Annotated in this window: 17 protein-coding genes; 9 read left to right on the top strand and 8 right to left on the bottom strand. The window is 70.4% G+C overall.

All coding sequences use genetic code 11. The annotated features are described in order from the left end of the window. Positions 1 to 7 precede the first annotated feature (7 nt). The gene (locus tag O5O46_RS13860; protein WP_269855689.1) at positions 8 to 2722 is read right to left on the bottom strand and encodes a penicillin acylase family protein; all 2715 of its coding nucleotides are present in this window, start codon (positions 2720 to 2722) and stop codon (positions 8 to 10) included. Between the two features lie 205 nt (positions 2723 to 2927). Here O5O46_RS13860 and O5O46_RS13855 point away from each other — a divergent pair, with 205 nt between their 5' ends. The 5 genes from O5O46_RS13855 (at position 2928) to mscL (ending at position 7832) form a co-directional block, all read left to right on the top strand. Then, complete coding sequence (locus O5O46_RS13855) at positions 2928 to 4475, top strand: potassium/proton antiporter (protein WP_333482376.1); 1548 nt, start codon at positions 2928 to 2930, stop codon at positions 4473 to 4475. Positions 4476 to 4667: 192 nt separating this feature from the next. Beyond that, positions 4668 to 5954 (top strand): MFS transporter, encoded by a 1287-nt coding sequence (locus tag O5O46_RS13850; protein ID WP_443072513.1) that lies wholly within the window; start codon positions 4668 to 4670, stop codon positions 5952 to 5954. Between the two features lie 122 nt (positions 5955 to 6076). After that, positions 6077 to 6370: an FmdB family zinc ribbon protein gene (locus O5O46_RS13845; RefSeq protein WP_269855688.1), complete on the top strand. Its 294-nt coding sequence runs from the start codon at positions 6077 to 6079 to the stop codon at positions 6368 to 6370. A 94-nt stretch (positions 6371 to 6464) separates the two neighbouring features. Next, positions 6465 to 7313: an S-methyl-5'-thioadenosine phosphorylase gene (locus O5O46_RS13840; protein WP_269855687.1), complete on the top strand. Its 849-nt coding sequence runs from the start codon at positions 6465 to 6467 to the stop codon at positions 7311 to 7313. A 39-nt stretch (positions 7314 to 7352) separates the two neighbouring features. Continuing rightward, the gene (gene mscL, locus O5O46_RS13835) at positions 7353 to 7832 is read left to right on the top strand and encodes a large conductance mechanosensitive channel protein MscL (protein WP_269855686.1); all 480 of its coding nucleotides are present in this window, start codon (positions 7353 to 7355) and stop codon (positions 7830 to 7832) included. A 4-nt stretch (positions 7833 to 7836) separates the two neighbouring features. On the opposite strand, the gene O5O46_RS13830 is transcribed toward mscL, so the two are convergent. Both O5O46_RS13830 and O5O46_RS13825 read right to left on the bottom strand, forming a co-directional pair. Further along, positions 7837 to 8010, bottom strand: coding sequence for a hypothetical protein (locus O5O46_RS13830; protein WP_269855685.1), 174 nt, complete (start codon positions 8008 to 8010; stop codon positions 7837 to 7839). A 26-nt stretch (positions 8011 to 8036) separates the two neighbouring features. Further along, positions 8037 to 9014 (bottom strand): sigma-70 family RNA polymerase sigma factor, encoded by a 978-nt coding sequence (locus tag O5O46_RS13825; protein WP_269855684.1) that lies wholly within the window; start codon positions 9012 to 9014, stop codon positions 8037 to 8039. 201 nt (positions 9015 to 9215) lie between these two features. Here O5O46_RS13825 and O5O46_RS13820 point away from each other — a divergent pair, with 201 nt between their 5' ends. Then, a complete protein-coding gene (locus tag O5O46_RS13820) occupies positions 9216 to 9725 on the top strand; it encodes a GNAT family N-acetyltransferase (protein ID WP_269855683.1) in 510 nt (169 codons plus the stop codon). A gap of 61 nt (positions 9726 to 9786) precedes the next feature. On the opposite strand, the gene O5O46_RS13815 is transcribed toward O5O46_RS13820, so the two are convergent. The 5 genes from O5O46_RS13815 to O5O46_RS13795 all read right to left on the bottom strand — a co-directional run bounded on the left by O5O46_RS13815 (position 9787) and on the right by O5O46_RS13795 (position 14361). Further along, complete coding sequence (locus tag O5O46_RS13815) at positions 9787 to 10278, bottom strand: MarR family winged helix-turn-helix transcriptional regulator (RefSeq protein ID WP_269855682.1); 492 nt, start codon at positions 10276 to 10278, stop codon at positions 9787 to 9789. An 86-nt stretch (positions 10279 to 10364) separates the two neighbouring features. Further along, the gene (locus O5O46_RS13810) at positions 10365 to 11885 is read right to left on the bottom strand and encodes an MFS transporter (RefSeq protein WP_269855681.1); all 1521 of its coding nucleotides are present in this window, start codon (positions 11883 to 11885) and stop codon (positions 10365 to 10367) included. Positions 11886 to 11963: 78 nt separating this feature from the next. Further along, the gene (locus O5O46_RS13805) at positions 11964 to 12611 is read right to left on the bottom strand and encodes a TetR/AcrR family transcriptional regulator (RefSeq protein WP_269855835.1); all 648 of its coding nucleotides are present in this window, start codon (positions 12609 to 12611) and stop codon (positions 11964 to 11966) included. Positions 12612 to 12761: 150 nt separating this feature from the next. Then, positions 12762 to 13799 (bottom strand): ABC transporter permease, encoded by a 1038-nt coding sequence (locus O5O46_RS13800; RefSeq protein WP_269855680.1) that lies wholly within the window; start codon positions 13797 to 13799, stop codon positions 12762 to 12764. Between the two features lie 25 nt (positions 13800 to 13824). Continuing rightward, positions 13825 to 14361 (bottom strand): DoxX family membrane protein, encoded by a 537-nt coding sequence (locus tag O5O46_RS13795; protein ID WP_269855679.1) that lies wholly within the window; start codon positions 14359 to 14361, stop codon positions 13825 to 13827. A gap of 266 nt (positions 14362 to 14627) precedes the next feature. Between O5O46_RS13795 and O5O46_RS13790 the strand changes: the two genes are divergently transcribed. The 3 genes from O5O46_RS13790 (at position 14628) to O5O46_RS13780 (ending at position 18321) form a co-directional block, all read left to right on the top strand. After that, positions 14628 to 16385 (top strand): acyclic terpene utilization AtuA family protein, encoded by a 1758-nt coding sequence (locus tag O5O46_RS13790; protein ID WP_269855678.1) that lies wholly within the window; start codon positions 14628 to 14630, stop codon positions 16383 to 16385. A gap of 174 nt (positions 16386 to 16559) precedes the next feature. Beyond that, the gene (locus tag O5O46_RS13785; protein ID WP_269855677.1) at positions 16560 to 16733 is read left to right on the top strand and encodes a hypothetical protein; all 174 of its coding nucleotides are present in this window, start codon (positions 16560 to 16562) and stop codon (positions 16731 to 16733) included. 223 nt (positions 16734 to 16956) lie between these two features. Then, positions 16957 to 18321: an NAD(P)/FAD-dependent oxidoreductase gene (locus O5O46_RS13780; RefSeq protein ID WP_269855676.1), complete on the top strand. Its 1365-nt coding sequence runs from the start codon at positions 16957 to 16959 to the stop codon at positions 18319 to 18321. Positions 18322 to 18324: the final 3 nt, after the last annotated feature.

The raw sequence follows: 18324 nt of genomic DNA, 5'->3' as shown, positions 1-18324 counted from the left end.
GGCCGCCCTACGGCGTCAGCGTCAGCTTGTCCTTGGTGCCCTTGTCGACCGTCGCACTGGTGTAGGACCAGGGCAGTAGCTGGCCGTTGACCCACATGTTCGTCTGGTCCGTGTAGTGGGCGCTGTAGGCGTGACCCGAGGCGCCGGTGAGGTTTATCCAGCGGGACTTGTCGAAGTCGTCGAGGTTGACGATCATCCGCATCGACGGCACCCAGACCACGTCGTAGCCGCCCGCCGCGTTCCAGCCGCTCGCGTCGACCGCCGCCTCGCCGCCGCTGAGCTGCCACGGGCCGCGGTTGAGCAGCCACTTGAGCAGGGCGGGGTTGTCACCGCTGCCCAGCGTCTGGCTGCGCAGCTCCATCTTGTGCAGCCGTCCCCAGCTCCAGGTGTCGATGTCCTTGCCGAGCTTGGAGGTCAGCTCGAAGCGGGCGTCCTTCATCGCCTGGGCGAGCAGCTGGTCACGGGTGGTGGCCGGCTTGTTGCTCGTGGTGGAGGTGTTCCACCAGGGGTTGTTGGCGTTCGGCAGGATCTCGCGGACCACTTCGAACCACCGGTCGCCGCCGTCCGGCTGCGCCTGCGACGGATCGCGCTCACCGCACTCGTTGACCAGCTGCTGGCCGCCGCCCAGGTTGTTGGCCTGGCCGGAGTCGCTGGTCGGGGTCACCCACAGGCACTGCCCCTTGGGCCGCAGCTCCTTGGGCATCTTGTTGCCGAAGGCGAGCTTGAGGGTGTTGCGCCACACAGCGTTGAAGTACGCGGCGGCGGCCGAGTCCGAGCTCTGGCTGAAGTCCCAGCCCTCCAGCAGCTGCTGCGCCTGGCGGACGTAGGGGTCGGTGACGTTGATCTTCAGCAGGTACGGCACCAGCAGCTTGGCGATCTCGCTGCTGTTGTCCATCTGCATGGACTGCATGTCGTCCATGGAGATCTTTCCGCCGCCCGCCAGTTTTGACTGGATCAGGTCGTTGATGCGCTGGCTACGGGTGCCGTAGCCCCAGTCGTCGGTGATCTCGTACGGGTAGTCCTTGCCCGCGACGGCCTGGTTGGCGGTGACGATGTAGCCGCTCTTGGGGTCCTCCTCGTAGGGCAGCGCGGTACGCGGCACCCAGCCGGTCCACTGGGCGCGCGGGTCCCATCCGGGAGCCGGCCAGCGGCCGTCGAAGCCCTTGGCGCGGACCGGGATCTGGCCGGTCGCCTGGTATCCGATGTGGCCCTTGGTGTCGGCGTAGACCAGGTTCTGCGCGGGCGCCGAGAAGTCCGCGGCGGCGGCCCTGAACTGGTCGAAGTTGGCGGCCTTGTCCACCTCGAAGACCGCGTCCATGGTCTTGCCCGGGGTGAGCGCGGACCAGCGCAGCGCCACCGCGTAGCCGCCCCGACGGTCCGGCGCCGGGTCGCTGACCGGTGCCTCCTGGCCGACGGTGCTCAGCTCGTCGCTGACATCGGAGATGACCGGCATCCCGTTGTTGGCGACCCGCACGGTGATGGTGCGGCTGCTGCCGCCCGCGACCTTGATGGTCTCCTGGCGGGTGGTGAACGGCACCTGCTTGCCGTCGTAGAGGTAGCTGTCCCCGGTGACCTTCTCCAGGTACAGGTCGGTGGTGTCGGCGCCCATGTTGGTCAGGCCCCAGGCGATGTTCTGGTTGTGCCCGATCACCACACCGGGCATTCCGGCGAACGTGTACCCGGTGACGTCGTAAGGGCAGGAGGCGCTCACCGTGCGGCAGTGCAGGCCCATCTGGTACCAGACGGACGGCAGTTGGGGCGCCAGGTGCGGGTCGTTGGCCAGCAGCGGCTTGCCGGTGGTGGTGTACTTGCCGGACACCACCCAGGCGTTGGAGCCGATGCCGTTGCCGGTCGGTCCGAGCAGCGCGGGCACGTTGTCCACCGTGTGTGCCAGCGCGGCGAGTTGGCCGCCGGCGTTGTTGGTGCCGGGCGCCGACGCGGTACCGGTGGTGCCCTGCGGTACGAAGTCCTTGCCGCCGTTCGCGACCGTGCCTGCGTCCACGACGGGCTGGTTGCGGTCGTACGGGTACTGCGGGTAGAGCTGCTCGATCTGCGCGGTGGTGAGGCGGCTGGTCATCAGGGCGCGGTCGATCTCGTCCTGCATGTTGCCGCGCAGGTCCCAGGCCATCGCCTTGAGCCAGGAGACCGAGTCCACCGGGGTCCACGCCTCCGGCTTGTAGCCGTTGCCGATGTCCAGCGCGGTGTACTCCACCGACAGGGCGGCGCCGTGGTGGCTGGACAGGTAGGCGTTGACACCGTCGGTGTAGGCCTGCACGTTCGCCTTGGTCTCGGGCGACAGCTGGGTGTCCCACTCCTGCTGGGCGGCCTGCCGCATGCCCAGGGTGCGGATGAAAGCGTCGTTGTCCACCTCGCTGGAGCCGAACATCTCGGAGAGGCGGCCCGCGGTGAAGTGGCGGCGCACGTCCATCTCGTAGAAGCGGTCCTGCGCCTGCACGTAGCCCTGCGCGCGGAACAGGTCCGCGGTGGAGTCCGCGTAGATCTGCGGGATGCCCTGCGCGTCCCGGTCCACCTGGACCGGGCCTGACAGCCCCTTGAGCTGGAGCGTGCCGGTGGTCTGCGGGTAGGAGGCGCGGATCGTACTGACCGTCCAGTACGAGCCGTAGCCGATGCCCGACACCAGGAGCAGTACGACCACGATCACGAGCAATCGTGCGCGGCGGCCCTTCTTCTTCGCGGGAGGGCCGGACGTGTTGGCGGGCATCGCTGTCCTTCGCGGGGCAGGGTGGACCGAAGTGCTGGCAGCAACCATATGGGGAGCGGGCGCCCGCCAGGCAGGGGGACCCCGGAATCCCAAGTACAGGTAAAATGTTAGAGAGGGAAACGAACTCCCGTTCCAGCAACCCCAGTACGGCCCGCCCCCTTAACGGAAGGACCGCGCCCTGTCTGTCGAGCACCTCAACGAAGTCCTGCTGGTCTCCGCCCTCGTCCTGCTCGTCGCGGTGGCGGCGGTAAGGGTGTCGTCCCGCAGCGGGCTGCCGAGCCTTCTGCTCTACCTGGGCATCGGCGTGGCCATCGGCCAGGACGGCATCGGAGTCCAGTTCAACGACGCGGCCCTGACCCAGGTGTTGGGGTACGCGGCGCTCGTGGTGATCCTCGCCGAGGGCGGCCTTGGCACCAAGTGGCACGAGATCAAACCCGCGGTGCCCGCGGCGGCCGTGCTGTCCACGGCCGGCGTCGCGGTGAGCGTGGCCGTCACGGCCGCCGCCGCGCACTTCCTGGTGGGCCTCGACTGGCGGCAGGCGCTGATCATCGGCGCGGTGGTGTCCTCGACCGACGCGGCGGCGGTCTTCTCCGTGCTGCGCAAGGTGCCGCTGCCGCCCCGGCTGAACGGCATCCTGGAGGCCGAGTCCGGCTTCAACGACGCGCCCGTCGTCATCCTCGTGGTCGCCTTCTCCACCGCGGGACCGATCGAGCACTGGTACGTGCTGCTCGGCAAGATCGTGCTGGAGCTGGCGATCGGCGCCGCCGTCGGCATCGCCGTAGGCAAGCTCGGCGCCCTCGCGCTCAAGCACGTCGCGCTGCCCGCCTCCGGTCTGTACCCGATAGCCGTGATGGCGCTCGCGGTGCTGGCCTACGCGGGCGGCTCCCTGGCGCACGGCAGCGGCTTCCTCGCGGTCTATCTGGCCGCCCTGGTGCTGGGCAACGCGCCGCTGCCGCACCGGCCGGCGACCCGCGGCTTCGCCGAGGGCGTCGCGTGGCTGGCGCAGATAGGCATGTTCGTACTGCTCGGTCTGCTGGTCGCACCGCGCGACCTGGGCCCCGACCTGCTGCCCGCGGTGATCATCGGGGCTGTGCTGACGCTGGTGGCCAGGCCGCTGTCGGTGGTCGCCACGCTGACCCCGTTCCGCGCCCCCTGGCGGGAGCAGGCGCTGCTGTCCTGGGCGGGGCTGCGCGGCGCCGTGCCCATCGTGCTGGCGACCATCCCGATGGTGCACCAAGTCGCCGACAGCCACCGGGTGTTCAACATCGTCTTCGTGCTGGTGATCGTCTTCACCCTGGTGCAGGGCCCCACCCTGCCGTGGGTCGCCAGGCGTCTGCGGCTCGGCACCCCGGAGGCCGCCGCGGACCTGGGCATAGAGTCCGCGCCCCTGGAGCGGCTGCGCGGCCATCTACTGTCGGTCTCCATACCCGAGCGGTCCCGGATGCACGGCGTGGAGGTCTCGGAGCTGCGGCTGCCGCCCGGCGCCGCGGTCACCCTGGTGGTACGGGACGGCAAGAGCTTCGTGCCGGGCCCGGCGACCGTACTGCGGCGCGGCGACGAGCTGCTGGTGGTGGCCATCGACCAGGTGCGGGACGCGGCCGAGCGGCGGCTGCGCGCGGTGGGCCGCGGCGGCAAGCTGGCGGGCTGGCTGGAGGGCCACGCCCCGGCCGCGCACCGGCCGCACAGGGGGACGCGTCCGGTGTCGCACCGCCCACACGGCCGGGTGGAGCGCGGATCCGACTCATACCGCTAACATGGTGATGTTGTAAATCCCCAACTCTGCCTGATGCAGAGCTGGCGCGACCGCACGGCGGCCGCGGTCCCTCTGCCACCCGAACGGTGCGGACCGACGGTATCTACCGGCGCCCTGCGCGAGAGGACAGCTCTCGGCGCATCGCGTGGCAATCCCATCGGTGCGCTACCAGGCGGCAGAAAGGCCCTGGCCGTGGCAACCACGGTCCGCGAACACGACCGCGTGGACACCGGTCCCGAGACCGGCACCGGTACCTCAGAACAGACAACGAGCCGGTCCGCGCGCCCCGGCTACAAGCAGCTGCTGCGCACTGCGGACGCATGGACGTTCCTGCTCCCCGGCTTCGCCGCCCGCCAGCCCTTCGCGATGCTGACCATCGGCATCGTGCTGCTGGTGCAGCACACCACAGGCTCCTACGGCAGCGCCGGCGTGGTCTCCGCCGCCACCGGCGTGTCCATGGCGCTGTTCGCCCCGCAGAGCGGCAAGCTGGCCGACCGCTTCGGCCAGGGCGCCGTACTGCTGCCCGGAGTCCTGGTGCACACCGCCGCCATCGCCGCGCTCATCACCCTGGCGCTGGCACACGCCCCGCTGTGGGCGCTGCTGGCCGCGGCGGTGCCCGCGGGCGCCTCGGTGCCGCAGGTCGGGCCGATGGTGCGGTCCCGGTGGGCGGTGAAGCTGAACGGCTCGCCGCTGATGTCGACGGCCGCCGCCTTCGAGTCGGTGACCGACGAGTTCACCTTCGTGGTCGGCCCGGTGCTGGCCACCGCGCTGTGCACGTCGGTGCACCCGGCGGCCGGACTGGTCGCCGAGGCGGCGCTGACACTGGTCGGCGGTCTGCTGTTCGCCGCGCAGCGGCGCACCGCACCGGTGCCGAGCCGCTTGGCGGGCGGCGGCACGCGGCACGCCTCCGCGCTCACCGTGCCGGGCGTGCGGGTGCTGGCGATCGTGTTCCTCGGCATCGGCTCGGTCTTCGGCGGCATGCAGGTCTCCCTGACCGCCTTCACCCAGGCGATCGGCGAGCCCGGCATCAACGGCCTGCTGTACGGCACGTTCGCCGCGGGCAACATGTGCGCGGGCGTCGTGTGCGGCGCCATCGCCTGGAAGGTCACCCCGCAGCGCCGGCTGCTGGTCGCCTACCCGCTGCTGACGCTGGCCTGCTCGACACTGTGGGCGGTGCACGCGGTGCCGCTGCTGGGCGCGCTGGGGCTGCTGGTCGGGCTGTGCATCGCGCCCTCGCTGATCACCGGCTACACCCTGGTGGAGTCGCTGGTCCCGGCGGCGGCCAGGACCGAGGCGTTCACCTGGCTGACCGGCGCGGTGGCGCTGGGCCAGGCCGCGGCTGCCACGGTCTCCGGTCAGCTGGCCGACCGGTTCGGGGCCAGCGCGGGCTTCCTGGTCCCGCTGGGCGGTACGGCCCTGGCGCTGGCCACCCTGCTGACGTTGCGGGGACGCCTGTCCACCACCCGTCAGGACGGGTGACCGGCCGCCGGAAGGGGTACGCCGTGCCGGGTGTGACACGGCTCGCGGTGGACTGATGCGCCGGAATACTGCACTATGGAGCGTCGTTAGCACTCATTGAGTGAGAGTGCCAGGAGGAGCAAGTGCCGACCTACCAGTACCAGTGCACCGAGTGCGGCGAGCCCCTAGAGGCGGTGCAGAAGTTCAGCGACCCGGCGCTCACCGAGTGCCCGAGCTGCCAAGGCAGGCTGCGCAAGGTGTTCTCCGCGGTCGGTGTCGTCTTCAAGGGCTCCGGCTTCTACCGGACGGACAGCCGCGGCTCGTCGTCCAGCAGCAGCCCGGCGAAGTCGTCCTCGACCAGCTCGGAGTCCAAGTCGTCCGGCGGCTCGGAGTCCAAGTCGTCCAGCACGGCGGCAGCCAGCACTCCGGCCGCCTGACCGGGCGGGCCGCACACCTTACGTCTTGCGTACGGACCCCACCGAAGCGTTTCGGTGGGGTCCCGGCCATGTCCGGCACGGCTAGGGTGACGGCATGACGCAGACCAGCAGCGGCCCGGCGGAGATAGGTGTCATCGGAGGGTCCGGTTTCTACGCCTTCCTGGACGATGTGACGGAAATCACAGTCGACACCCCCTATGGCGCGCCGAGCGACTCCCTGTTCCTCGGAGAGGTGGCCGGACGCAAGGTCGCCTTCCTCCCCCGGCACGGACGCAAGCACCATCTGCCGCCGCACCGGATCAACTACCGCGCCAATCTGTGGGCGCTGCGCTCGCTCGGTGTCACCCAGGTCCTCGGCCCCTGCGCGGTGGGCGGCCTGCGGGACGAGTTCGGCCCCGGCACCCTGCTCGTCCCCGACCAGTTGGTGGACCGTACGAAGTCGCGCGTCCAGACGTACTACGACGGCGAGGCGCTGCCCGACGGCCGGGTGCCCAACGTGGTGCACGTGGCGTTCGCCGACCCGTACTGCCCGCAGGGGCGGCGCACGGCGGTGCGCACCGCGCGGGCCGGCGGCTGGGACGCGGTGGACGGCGGCACGCTGGTGGTGATCGAGGGGCCGCGGTTCTCCACCCGCGCCGAGTCACTGTGGCACGCGGCACAGGGCTGGGCGGTGGTCGGGATGACCGGGCATCCGGAGGCGGCCCTGGCGCGTGAACTGGGCCTGTGCTACACGTCGTTGACACTGGTGACAGACCTGGACGCGGGCGCGGAGCACGGTGAGGGCGTCTCCCAGGAGGAGGTCTTCAAGTTCTTCGCGGCCAATGTCGCCCGGCTGCGGGACGTACTGTTCGACGTGGTCGGTGAGTTGCCGCGGGCCGACGAGCGCGACTGCCTGTGCGCCCACGCGTTGGACGGTCTGGACACCGGTCTCGAACAGGCCTAGCCCGCCCGCGAGTTGAGCGGGCGATTGAGGAACGGTGTGGTGAGCGAGCAGGCGAGCGGTCAGCAGCAGGAGCCCGAGCCCGGTCTGTGGGGCGGCTTCAAGGAATTCCTGATGCGCGGCAACGTGGTCGATCTGGCCGTCGCTGTCGTCATCGGGGCCGCGTTCACCGGGGTGGTCAACTCCGTGGTGAACGGCGTGATCAACCCGGTGGTCGGCGCGTTCGGCACCAAGGACCTGGCCAGTTACAAGTCGTGCCTGAAGGGGCCGTGCGGATACGACTCCGCCGGGCACGTCACGCACGGCGTGGCCGTCCTGTGGGGCTCGGTGCTGGGCGCGGTGCTCAACTTCCTGATCACAGGAGCGGTCGTGTACTTCCTGATGGTGGTGCCGATGAGCCGCTACCTGGCCCGGCGGGCGGCCAGGCGCGCCCAGCAGGAGGAGGAGCACGCCGAGGCCGAGGCGACCGAGGTGCAGTTGCTCCGGGAGATCCGCGACGCGCTGGTGGCGCGCTCCTCGTAACGGGTCACAGGTGGTGCGGGGGCTTCTCGTCCAGGAACCGGGCGAGGTCCCCCGCACCGCCGCTCGGCCGCTCGCCCCAGCCGTCGTCCGAGTCGTCCCTCGACGGACGGTCCAACGGGTCGTCGAAGACCAGCCGGGGTGCCGTCTCGGGGCGCTCGGGGACGCTGTCGGTGCTCATGGGTTCAAGGGTACGGTCGTCCCGGCTCACGCCGCTTCGTGGTCGAAGCCGCGGTCCCGGGCCATCCGCTTCAGCTCGACGAGGGCGTGCTTCTCGATCTGCCGGATGCGCTCACGGGTCAGCCCGTGCTGCTTGCCGACCTCGGTGAGGGTGCGCTCCTTGCCGTCGTCCATGCCGTAGCGGGCGCGGATGATCGAGGCGGTACGGCCGTCGAGACGGCCGATCAGGTCCTCGAGCTCCTCGCGTCGCAGCATGACCAGGACCGAGTCCTCCGGCGAGGTGGCCGAGGTGTCCTCCACCAGGTCGCCGAACTGGGTCTCGCCCTCGTCGTCCACGGACATGTTCAGGCTGACCGGGTCGCGGGCCCAGTCGAGCACATCGGCTATCCGCTCGGGCGACGCGCCCAGCTCCGCCGCGATCTCGGCGGGCTCGGGGTCGCGCCCGTGCTCACGGTTGAACTCCCGCTGCACCCTGCGTATCCGGCCCAGTTCCTCCACCAGGTGGACGGGCAGCCGGATGGTGCGCGACTGGTCGGCGATCGAGCGGGTGATGGCCTGCCGGATCCACCAGGTCGCGTACGTCGAGAACTTGAAACCCTTGGCGTAGTCGAACTTCTCAACCGCCCGGACCAGACCCGCGTTGCCCTCCTGGATGAGGTCGAGCAGCGGCAGTCCGCTGCGCGGATAGCGGCGGGCGACCGCGACGACAAGACGCAGGTTGGAGCGGATGAAGACGTCCTTGGCGCGCGCTCCTTCGTCCACGAGCGCGCGCAGTTCCTCCTCGCTCGCCCCCGCGGCTGTCTCTCCCTCGTCGAGCAGGTGCTCGGCGAAGACCCCGGCCTCGATGACCCTGGACAGTTCGACCTCCTGCGCCGCGTCGAGGAGCGGGGTCCGCGCGATCTCGTCGAGGTACATGCCGACCAGGTCGCGGTCAGCCGCCTCGCCGCCGGTGGCGCGAACACTGCTGGGCCCATCGGTGCGACGGGCGACGGCACGGGTTGCCATGCGTGCTCCCTTTGCGTGGTTCGGTCGCGTAATCAGTGATCTCGTATTCGTTTGCTCTTGGGTCGGTCGGACACCTTCTCGCGTGCCCACTCAGTCCGAAACAACGACTGGAATCAGGACAGAATTCCCACGCGGCCCGCTGATTTTCGTGATCTTGCAGTATCCTGCTGGATTTCCCATGGGCAGACGGAGGAGCGCGCCGTGACGAACCATACGGAAGCGCAGATCAGGCCGGGTACGCGGGCCGATCTGGAACAGCTCACCGCCATCTACAACCATTACGTCCTTCAGACGCACTCCACCTTCGACACGGTTGCGTCCACCGCGGAGCAGCGGCAGCCGTGGCTCGCCGCCCACCCCGGGCACGGGCCGCACCGCCTCTTCGTCGCCGAGGGGGGCGGGCGGGTGCTCGGGTACGCCACGAGCAGCCGGTTCCGTGCCAGGCCCGCGTACCGCACCTCGGTGGAGACGGCGGTCTACTGCGCGCCGGACGCGGGTGGCCGCGGCATCGGCACACTGCTGTACACGGCGCTTTTCGAGGCGCTGGCCGACCAGGACCTGCACCGCGCCTACGCCGGCATCGCGCTGCCGAACGAGGCTTCGGTCCGGCTGCACACCCGGTTCGGCTTCCGCCAGTGCGGGCTGTACACGGAGTCCGGCCACAAGTTCGGCCGCTACTGGGACGTGGCGCGGTTCGAGAGGCCTCTCTAGCCCCCGGCGAACCCCCGGCGACCACGGCGCGTCGGCCGCCTCGCCGGTGCGGTGGTGGCCGCTACCGCCGCCAGGGCAGATCCGCGCCGCCGTGCGGCGCCAGGCCCTCCGCGACCGTGCGCATGATCTCGCCGAGCTGGCACACCTGCTCGGCGCTGAGCCGGTCGAACAGCGCGCAGCGCACCGCCTCCACATGGCCTGGCGCGGCCGCCGCCAGCGCGGCGAACCCCTCCTCGGTCAGCACCGCCATCTGGCCGCGCCGGTCCGTGGGGCAGTCCTCGCGCCGCACCCAGCCGTTGTGCTCAAGACGGCCGACGGCGTGCGACAGACGGCTGCGGGTGATCTTCGAGCGCTCCGCGAGATCGGTCATCCGCATCCGTCGCTCCGGCGATTCGGAGAGCCAGACCAGCAGCGAGTAATAGGTGTGCGGCATTCCGGCGTCACGCTGCAACTGGCGGTCGATGTGATCGGAGAGCAATTGGCTCGCCGCCATGTAGGCACGCCAGGTCTTCTGCTGTCCGTCGTCCAACCAGCGGGGTTCCGTCGTCGCCATGCCTCCAGCCTACGACTGCTTGAACATTCAATGACGAATGCCCCGCCTCCTTACGAAAAGGAAGCGGGGCATTCGCCGTGCGGACGTCAGTGCGCGACGACCGGAATCGGAAGGTCCACGACCTCCTCCTCACCGTCGCCAGAGCTGGCCGAAGGCCCGCCCTGGTGGCCGGTGTTGATGGCGACGAACGCGATCACGGCGGCAGCAACCAGGATTCCGACCGCCCACCAGATGGCGGCGGCGTACCCGTGCACCATGGCCTGCAACTGCAGCAGCTTGGCGGCCTGCGGCGAGCGGACCTGCGCCAGGTGCGCGGTGGCGTACGAGGTGGTGGCGCTGGCCGCGATGGTGTTCAGCAGCGCGGTACCGATCGAACCGCCCACCTGCTGCGAGGTGTTGACCATCGCGGAGGCGACACCGGCGTCACGCGGCTGCACACCGTGCGTGGCCAGGCTCATCGCCGGCATGAACGCGGTGCCCATGCCCAGACCCAGCAGGACCAGGGCGGGCAGGATCAGCGCCGGGTAGGAGCTGTCGACCTTGATCTGGGTCAGGATCAGCATGCCGATGGCGGCGACCACGAAACCCGGCCCCATCAGCAGCCGCGGCCGCACCCGGGTCATCAGCCGGGCACCGATCTGCGTCGAGCCGGTGATCATGCCGACGACCATCGGCAGGAACGCCACACCGCTGACCACCGGGGTGTAGCCCTTGACGACCTGCATGTAGTACGTGAGGAACAGGAACAGCCCGAACATGCCGATCACGGCGAGACCCAGCGAGGCGAACACACCGCCGCGGTTGCGCTCGGTGACCACGCGCAGCGGCAGCAGCGGAGTGGCGACCCGGGACTCGACGATCACGAAGGCGAACAGCAGCACCGCCGCCGCCACGAACAGGCCGACGGTGATCCCGGCGCCCCAGCCGTTGGACTCGGCGCGGGTGAAGCCGTAGACCAGGGAGACCAGGCCGAGGGTGGCCAGCAGCACGCCGGGGATGTCCAGCCGGTTGCGGTTGCGGGTGCCCGCGGGCTCGTGGATCACGGCGATCGCACCGGCCGCGGCGACCACGGCGAAGCCGATGTTGACGAACAGGGCCCAGCGCCAGTTGAGGTACTCGGTCAGCACGCCGCCGAGCATCAGGCCGATGGCCGCGCCACCGCCCGCGATGGCGCCGTAGATGCCGAACGCCTTGGCGCGCTCCTTGGCCTCGGTGAACATCACCGAAAGCAGCGACAGCGCGGCCGGCGCCAGCAGCGCGCCGAACACGCCCTGCAGCGCGCGGGCACCGAGCAGCATGCTGGTGTTGACCGCGGCGCCGCCCAGCGCGGAGGCGCCCGCGAAGCCGAGCAGACCGATGATGAAGGCGCGCTTACGGCCCGCGAGGTCGGCTATTCGACCGCCGAACAGCAGAAGTCCGCCGAACGCCAGGGTGTAGGCGGTGATCACCCACTGCCTGTTGCCGTCGGAGATGTGCAGGTCGTGCTGGGCGGACGGCAGCGCGATGTTCACGATGGTCGCGTCCAGCACGACCATCAACTGGGCGATGGCGATGAATACGAGGGCTTTCCAGCGCCTCGGGTCAAGCGGAGGTGCGCCAGCAGGCATGGGTGTAACCACCTAGGGATGCGGAGAGGTCAAGAAGTCTTGAAAAGGGCGATGCTATGGGGATGTTGTGGGAAACGCTCAGGATTTTTGCTGGAGGTCCTCAAGCGTCACCGCGCTTCCCGGCAGCTCGGACCGTGCGGGGGTCCGTAGTCCGTCGAGGAAGAGCTGTAGATGGCGATGGGCGAATCGGTCGATGTTGAAGCAGGCCGTGCCGGGCAGCGGCCGGGTGAGCTGGGACAGCGCAACCATCAGATCGCCCACGGCGACATCGGTGCGGAGCTGTCCCGATCGGTGCGCACTGGAGATCAGGGCCTGCACGGCCGCCGTCAAGTGATCACCAACGGAGACGAGTTCGGGGTCACCCTCTTCGAACGCGCCGGACAATAGCGTACACAACGCGCCGATGCGTTCGTCCGCCGCTTCGTGTGTGAACCGCCGCAGCGCCTCGAACGCGTCCGGCTCCTCGGCGAGCGCGGCCTCGGCCCGTCGCGCGACGCGGTCCATGACCGACAGCGTGACCGTGCGGATCAGCTGCGTGCGGTCGGCGAAGTGACGGTAGAGCGTGGCATTGCCGACCCCGGCCCGCCGGGCGACCTCGTCCAGCGGGATGTCGGGGCCGTGCTCCACGAGCGCCTCACGGGCAGCGGTGACGATGCGCTCCCGGTTGCGGGACGCGTCCGCCCGCAGCCGGGGCCGCTGACGCTCGATGGCGACACTGCCCACGATGGCGCTCCTTTCCGGTTTTTCGTCGCTTGGGGGGTTTACGGGCCACAGCCCACAGAAGGGACATGGCCGGATTTCGGCCAACCGCATGGTTAAACGGGGAGAACTCCCCCGGATATTTCGGGGGTTCGTGTGACCTGCGACACGCCCCCGCTACGCGGCAGTGCCGAGCGCCCGGCGACCGCGCACCGAGGCCGCGTACGAGACGAGCAGCCCACCCGCCGCCCAGGCGGACAACACCCACCAGGCGAGCGCGGTGCCGTTCCCGTTGAAGTAGACGGTGTTGCGGACCAGCGTGGTGGCCGCCCCCGTCGGCAGCGCCTGGCCGATCGCGCTCCAGAACGGCGGCAGCAGCGAGGACGGATAGACCCCGCCGGCGCTCGGATTGCCCAGCACCACGAAGACCAACAGCGCCAGGCCGACGCCGAGTTGGCCGAACAGCACCTGAAGCGCCATGCCGACGGCCGCCGCGGTGAACGTGGTGAGCGCGCCGATCCCCCACAGCGCGCCGAAGTGCCCGGGCAGTGCCCCGAAGACCGGGTCGACGATGATCGCGCCGCCCAGTCCCGAGGCGATCGACAGCAGCGCGAGGGAGCCCAGCCGGATGGTCGTGCGGTGGACGTTGGCCGGCCGCGCGCCGTGCGACATCGCCAGCGCGGACGAGGCCACATAGCCGCCCACGATCAGCCCGATGACCAGGTAGAACGAGCTGAGCCCGCGCCCGTCGGCGGGGTGCGGCGGCCGGATGTCGGTCACCCGCACGGTACGGCCGTTGGCCCGCTCCACGTCCTGCGCGATCTGACCTGCGGTCTGGGCGACCGACGGCCCGCCCGCGGAGGCGACCAGCAGGGTGTCGGTGGTGCCGCTCGGGTTGATCACCACGGCGGCGTCCACGGTGCGGCGCAGGATCAGACGGCGCGCCTCGGCGCGGTCGGTGGCGGTGCGCGCCCTGACCGGGTCGCCGGGCAGTGCGTTCAGCCTGCCGACCACCTGGCCGCGCACCGGGGCGGGGGCGACCACGGCGACCGGAATGCGGTGCGGGGCGGGCGAGTGGAACGCGCCCAGGTAGGAGACGATGAACGCCAACTCGATCACGAAGACGCCGATGACCAGCAGCGCGGCGCGCGTGCTGACGGCGTCCCGCAGCTCCGCCAGGAACCCCTTGGGCGCGGTGGTGTCGGAGTCGGCCATCGCGGGAGCCCGCCTCTCAGTCGTCTCAGTCGTCCGGAACGGCGCTGGACGCCGCGGCGAGCTGGTGCTCCCTGCGGCGCCGGATGACCGCGGCGCCCGCCAGCGCGCTCGCCGAGAAGGCCAGCCCGGCGACCCAGGGCCGGTCGAGCACATGGCACGTGGTGTGGTCGAGGGAGTAGCGCCCCGGCCCCGCCACCCCCAGCCCGGCCGCCGAGTAGCCGAGGAACAGCGGGTACTCGTAGCCACCGGACTGCGCGAAGAACCCGGCCGGGTAGTGCACCGCGACCGCGCCCGCCATCGCCCCGGCCGCCGCCGCGCCCGCCACGGGCGTGGCGAATCCCAGCGCCAGCAGCAGTCCGCCGCCCGCCTCGCCGAGCCCGGCGGCCAGCGCGCTCCGCCTGCCGGGCTTGAAGCCCATCTGCTCCATGGCCGCGGCCGTGGCCGTCAGGCCGTGGCCGCCGAACCAGCCGAACAGCTTCTGGGCGCCGTGCGCGAACAGCACCCCGCCCACGCCCAGCCGCAGCACGAGCAGTCCTAGGTCCTTGCGGTGCGTCAGGGACATGGCTGGTCCTTAATGTCGCGGGTCCGGGGCGGGCGTCAAGGAGGCGGGTGATGAGAGTCGGAGTGCGGGGCAGGCGGCGGAACGGGAGCTTCCAGACTTGCTGGCGCCGCGCCCGCTCGCCGCTCCTGCTAGGCCGTCAGAGGGCTACCCCGCGGTAACGAGATGTCGGAAACGCACGACACCGCCGCTCCTTTACCGCTAGAAGGGTGGAGCACGGCCCAGTTCGACGACTCGACACTCGAAAACGTGATCTGGAGTGACGCCCGATGACCCAGCCGCGCCCGTCCCTGCGCATCGCCAACTGCTCCGGCTTCTACGGCGACCGGCCGTCCGCCGCCCGGGAGATGGTCGAGGGCGGGCCCATCGACGTACTGACCGGCGACTACCTCGCCGAACTCACCATGCTCATCCTCTGGAAGGCCAGACAGCGCGATCCGGAGGGCGGCTACGCGGTGTCGTTCCTCGCCCAGATGCGCGAGGTGCTCGGCACGTGTCTGGAGCGCGGCATCAAGGTCGTCGTCAACGCGGGCGGTCTCAACCCGGCGGGTCTGGCGGCCAAGCTCGGTGAACTGGCCGCCCTCGCGGAGCTGGCCCCGAAGATCGCCCACCTGGAGGGCGACGACCTGCTCCCCCGGCTGTCCCAACTCCAGGCGGCGGGCGAGGAGTTCGCGCACCTGGCCTCCGGGCGACCGCTGGCCGACGCCGGTGTACGGCCGGTGACCGCCAACGCCTACCTGGGCGCCTGGGGCATCACCGAGGCCCTGCGCGCCGGGGCCGATGTGGTCATCTGCGGACGGGTCACCGACGCCTCGCTGGTCGTCGGCCCCGCCGCCTGGGCGTTCGACTGGGCGCCGGACGACTGGGACCGGCTCGCGGGCGCCGTCGCCGCGGGGCACATCATCGAATGCGGCGCCCAGGCCACCGGCGGCAACTACTCCTTCTTCACCGAACTCGACCGCCCGGTCCATCCAGGTTTCCCGATCGCCGAGATGTACGCGGACGGCTCGTGCGTCATAACCAAGCACCCGGACACAGGTGGGGCGGTCACCGTCGACACCGTCACCGCGCAACTGCTGTACGAGATAGACCGGCCCAGCTACCCCAACCCCGACGTCATAGCGCGCTTCGACACCGCCAGGCTGAGCCAGGACGGACCCGACCGGGTGCGGGTCCGCGGTGTCAGGGGCGAGCCCGCGCCGGACAGGCTCAAGGTCTGCCTCAACTACCAAGGCGGCTACCGCAACACCGCCGCATTCGTCCTCACCGGCCTGGAGCTTGAGGCGAAGGCCCGGTTCGCCGAGGCGGCGCTCCTCGACGCCGTGGGCGGTCGCGACGCCTTCGCCGAACTCGACATTCGGCTGGACGGCCCGCATACACCCACCGGCACCGCACGGCTGGTGGTGACCGCCAAGGACCCCGACCAGCGGAAGGTCGGCCGCGCACTGTTCACCGCCATCGCGGGCACCGGCCTGTCCAACTATCCGGGCTGCCACCTGGAACAGGCCTCGCCGCACGCCTCCGAGTACGGGATCTACTGGCCCGCGCTGGTCTCCGGCGACGCGGTACATCCCGAGGTGGTGCTGGCCAATGGCACGCGTATATCCGTTCCGCGTCCTCCCGTACGTCCGTATGTGATGAAGGAGGATGTCCCAGCTGATCCGGCGCCACCGCTGCCCGGTCCGTACGTCAGCGTTCCGCTCGGTACCGTCGTCGGGGCGCGCTCGGGCGACAAGGGCGGCGACGCCAATGTGGGGCTGTGGACCCGCGATGACGCGGCGTATGACTGGCTGCGCGGCTTCCTGGACGTGGAGCGGCTGCGGGAGCTGTTGCCCGAGGCGGCCGAGCTGGCCATCAGCCGCTATGAGCTGCCGAATCTGAGGGCGCTGAACTTCGTCGTCCACGGCCTGCTCGGCGAGGGCGTGGCCGCCTCCACCCGTCCCGACCCCCAGGCAAAGAGCCTCGGCGAACAGCTGCGGGCCTGCCTCGTGGAGATCCCGCAGGCACTACTGAAGCCCCGGACATAACCGCCACTTGGGGCCGCGCTGACCAGCCCTTGAACCTCTGATGACCAAGATCCGGGCCTGGCTGTGGAACTGCCCACATTGCCCCGGCCCAGCCGCTTGACGCGCATCCGGGCTGCGTAACCTGGGCCCGCGTCGCCTGCATCGGGCCGGCGAGAGCACGGAGGGAACCAACCCGTGGACAACACCATCCTGCACAAGGCCATATTCCTGCTGCGCGACTGCCACGAGCCGGAGCAGCAGGTCGTCGAGGGCCTGAAGAACTACTTCCCCGAGCTGTCGCTGGGCGAGCGTGAGCGCTACGCCAGCGAGGCATGGGACATGGTGCACGGCAAGCACTCCGCGATCTGATCGCCGTCCCGCTGACCGGTGGCCGGACCCCCTCGGGTCCGGCCACCGGTCTTTTCGGGCCCGGCGTGCCTGACGCGCCCGCGCCACCGCCTCCAGCAGGCGGACTGCGCCCAACCCCAGAAAGATGGGGGGTGACCGCCGTGAAGGGGGCAGACGAGCAGTACGAAGGGCTCGTCCCCCGCACAGCGACGGGCCTCAGCGAAGGCGAGAAGGGACGGACACCGTGGCACGACCCAAGATTCTCGTAGTGGGCGCCGGATTCGCCGGAGTCGCTTGCGCACGCCGCCTGGAGCGCAGGCTCGCCCCGGAGGAGGCGGACATCGCCCTGGTCACCCCGTACTCCTACCAGCTCTACCTGCCGCTGCTGCCCCAGGTCGCCTCGGGCGTTTTGACCCCGCAGTCCGTGGCCCTCTCGCTGCGCCGCAGCACCAAGCACCGCACCAAGATCATCCCGGGCGGCGCCATCGGGGTGGACACCAAGGCCAAGATCTGCGTCATCCGCATGATCACCGGCGAGATCATCAACGAGCGGTACGACTACATCGTGGTGGCCCCCGGCAGCATCACCCGCACCTTCGACATCCCAGGACTCACCGAGTACGGGCGCGGCATGAAGACGCTCGCCGAGGCCGCGTACATCCGCGACCACGTCATCGCCCAACTCGACCTAGCCGACGCCAGCCAGGACGAGCAGGAGCGGGCCTCCCGGCTGCAGTTCGTGGTCGTCGGCGGCGGCTACGCGGGCACCGAGACCGCGGCCTGCCTGCAACGGCTGACCACGAACGCGATCAAGCGCTACCCACGGCTCGATCCCCGGCTCATCAAGTGGCACCTCATCGACATCGCGCCCAAGCTGATGCCCGAACTCGGCGACAAACTGGGCCGCAGCGCGTTGGAGATCCTGCGCCAGCGCGGCATCGAGGTCTCGCTCGGGGTGTCGATCGCCGAGGCGGGCCTCGACAAGGTGACGTTCACCGACGGCAGGGTGCTCCCCTGCCGCACCCTGATCTGGACCGCGGGCGTCGCCGCCAGCCCGCTGGTCGCCACGCTCGGCGCGGAGACGGTACGCGGCCGGCTGGCGGTGACCGCCGAGATGACCCTGCCGGGGTTCGACGGGGTCTTCTCGCTCGGCGACGCCGCCGCGGTGCCCGACCTCGCCAAGGGCGACGGCGCGGTGTGCCCGCCCACCGCCCAGCACGCGCTGCGGCAGGGCAGGAAGACGGCCGACAACATCATCGCGAGCCTGCGCGGCCAGCCCCTCCAGCCGTACGTGCACAAGGACCTGGGTCTGGTGGTCGACCTCGGTGGCAAGGACGCGGTCTCCAAGCCGCTCGGCATCGAACTTCGCGGCCTCCCGGCGCAGGCGGTGGCCCGCGGCTACCACTGGTCGGCGCTGCGCACCAACGTCGCCAAGGTCCGGGTGATGACCAACTGGCTGATCAACGCGTTCGCGGGCGATGACTTCGTGCGGATCGGCTTCCTGTCCCAAAAGCCCGCGAAACTGCAGGACTTCGAGTACACGGACGTGTACCTCAGCCCGGAGCAGGTGCGCGAGCACACCGCCTCGATCATCGCCCACGAACGGTGAAGG

Origin of the sequence: Streptomyces sp. RPT161 (assembly GCF_027533845.1) — a bacterium.
GTDB classification, from domain to species: Bacteria; Actinomycetota; Actinomycetes; order Streptomycetales; family Streptomycetaceae; genus Streptantibioticus_A; species Streptantibioticus_A silvisoli_A.
Note: the sequence above shows the minus strand (reverse complement) of the source record. Positions and strands in the feature narration are given on the sequence as shown.

Coding starts and splice junctions, on each gene's coding strand:
- O5O46_RS13860 (WP_269855689.1), bottom strand. CDS start 2,722: ATGCCCGCCAACACGTCCGGCCCTCCCGCGAAGAAGAAGGGCCGCCGC.
- O5O46_RS13840 (WP_269855687.1), top strand. CDS start 6,465: ATGACGCAGACCAGCAGCGGCCCGGCGGAGATAGGTGTCATCGGAGGG.
- O5O46_RS13830 (WP_269855685.1), bottom strand. CDS start 8,010: ATGAGCACCGACAGCGTCCCCGAGCGCCCCGAGACGGCACCCCGGCTG.
- O5O46_RS13825 (WP_269855684.1), bottom strand. CDS start 9,014: ATGGCAACCCGTGCCGTCGCCCGTCGCACCGATGGGCCCAGCAGTGTT.
- O5O46_RS13815 (WP_269855682.1), bottom strand. CDS start 10,278: ATGGCGACGACGGAACCCCGCTGGTTGGACGACGGACAGCAGAAGACC.
- O5O46_RS13810 (WP_269855681.1), bottom strand. CDS start 11,885: ATGCCTGCTGGCGCACCTCCGCTTGACCCGAGGCGCTGGAAAGCCCTC.
- O5O46_RS13800 (WP_269855680.1), bottom strand. CDS start 13,799: ATGGCCGACTCCGACACCACCGCGCCCAAGGGGTTCCTGGCGGAGCTG.
- O5O46_RS13795 (WP_269855679.1), bottom strand. CDS start 14,361: ATGTCCCTGACGCACCGCAAGGACCTAGGACTGCTCGTGCTGCGGCTG.
- O5O46_RS13790 (WP_269855678.1), top strand. CDS start 14,628: ATGACCCAGCCGCGCCCGTCCCTGCGCATCGCCAACTGCTCCGGCTTC.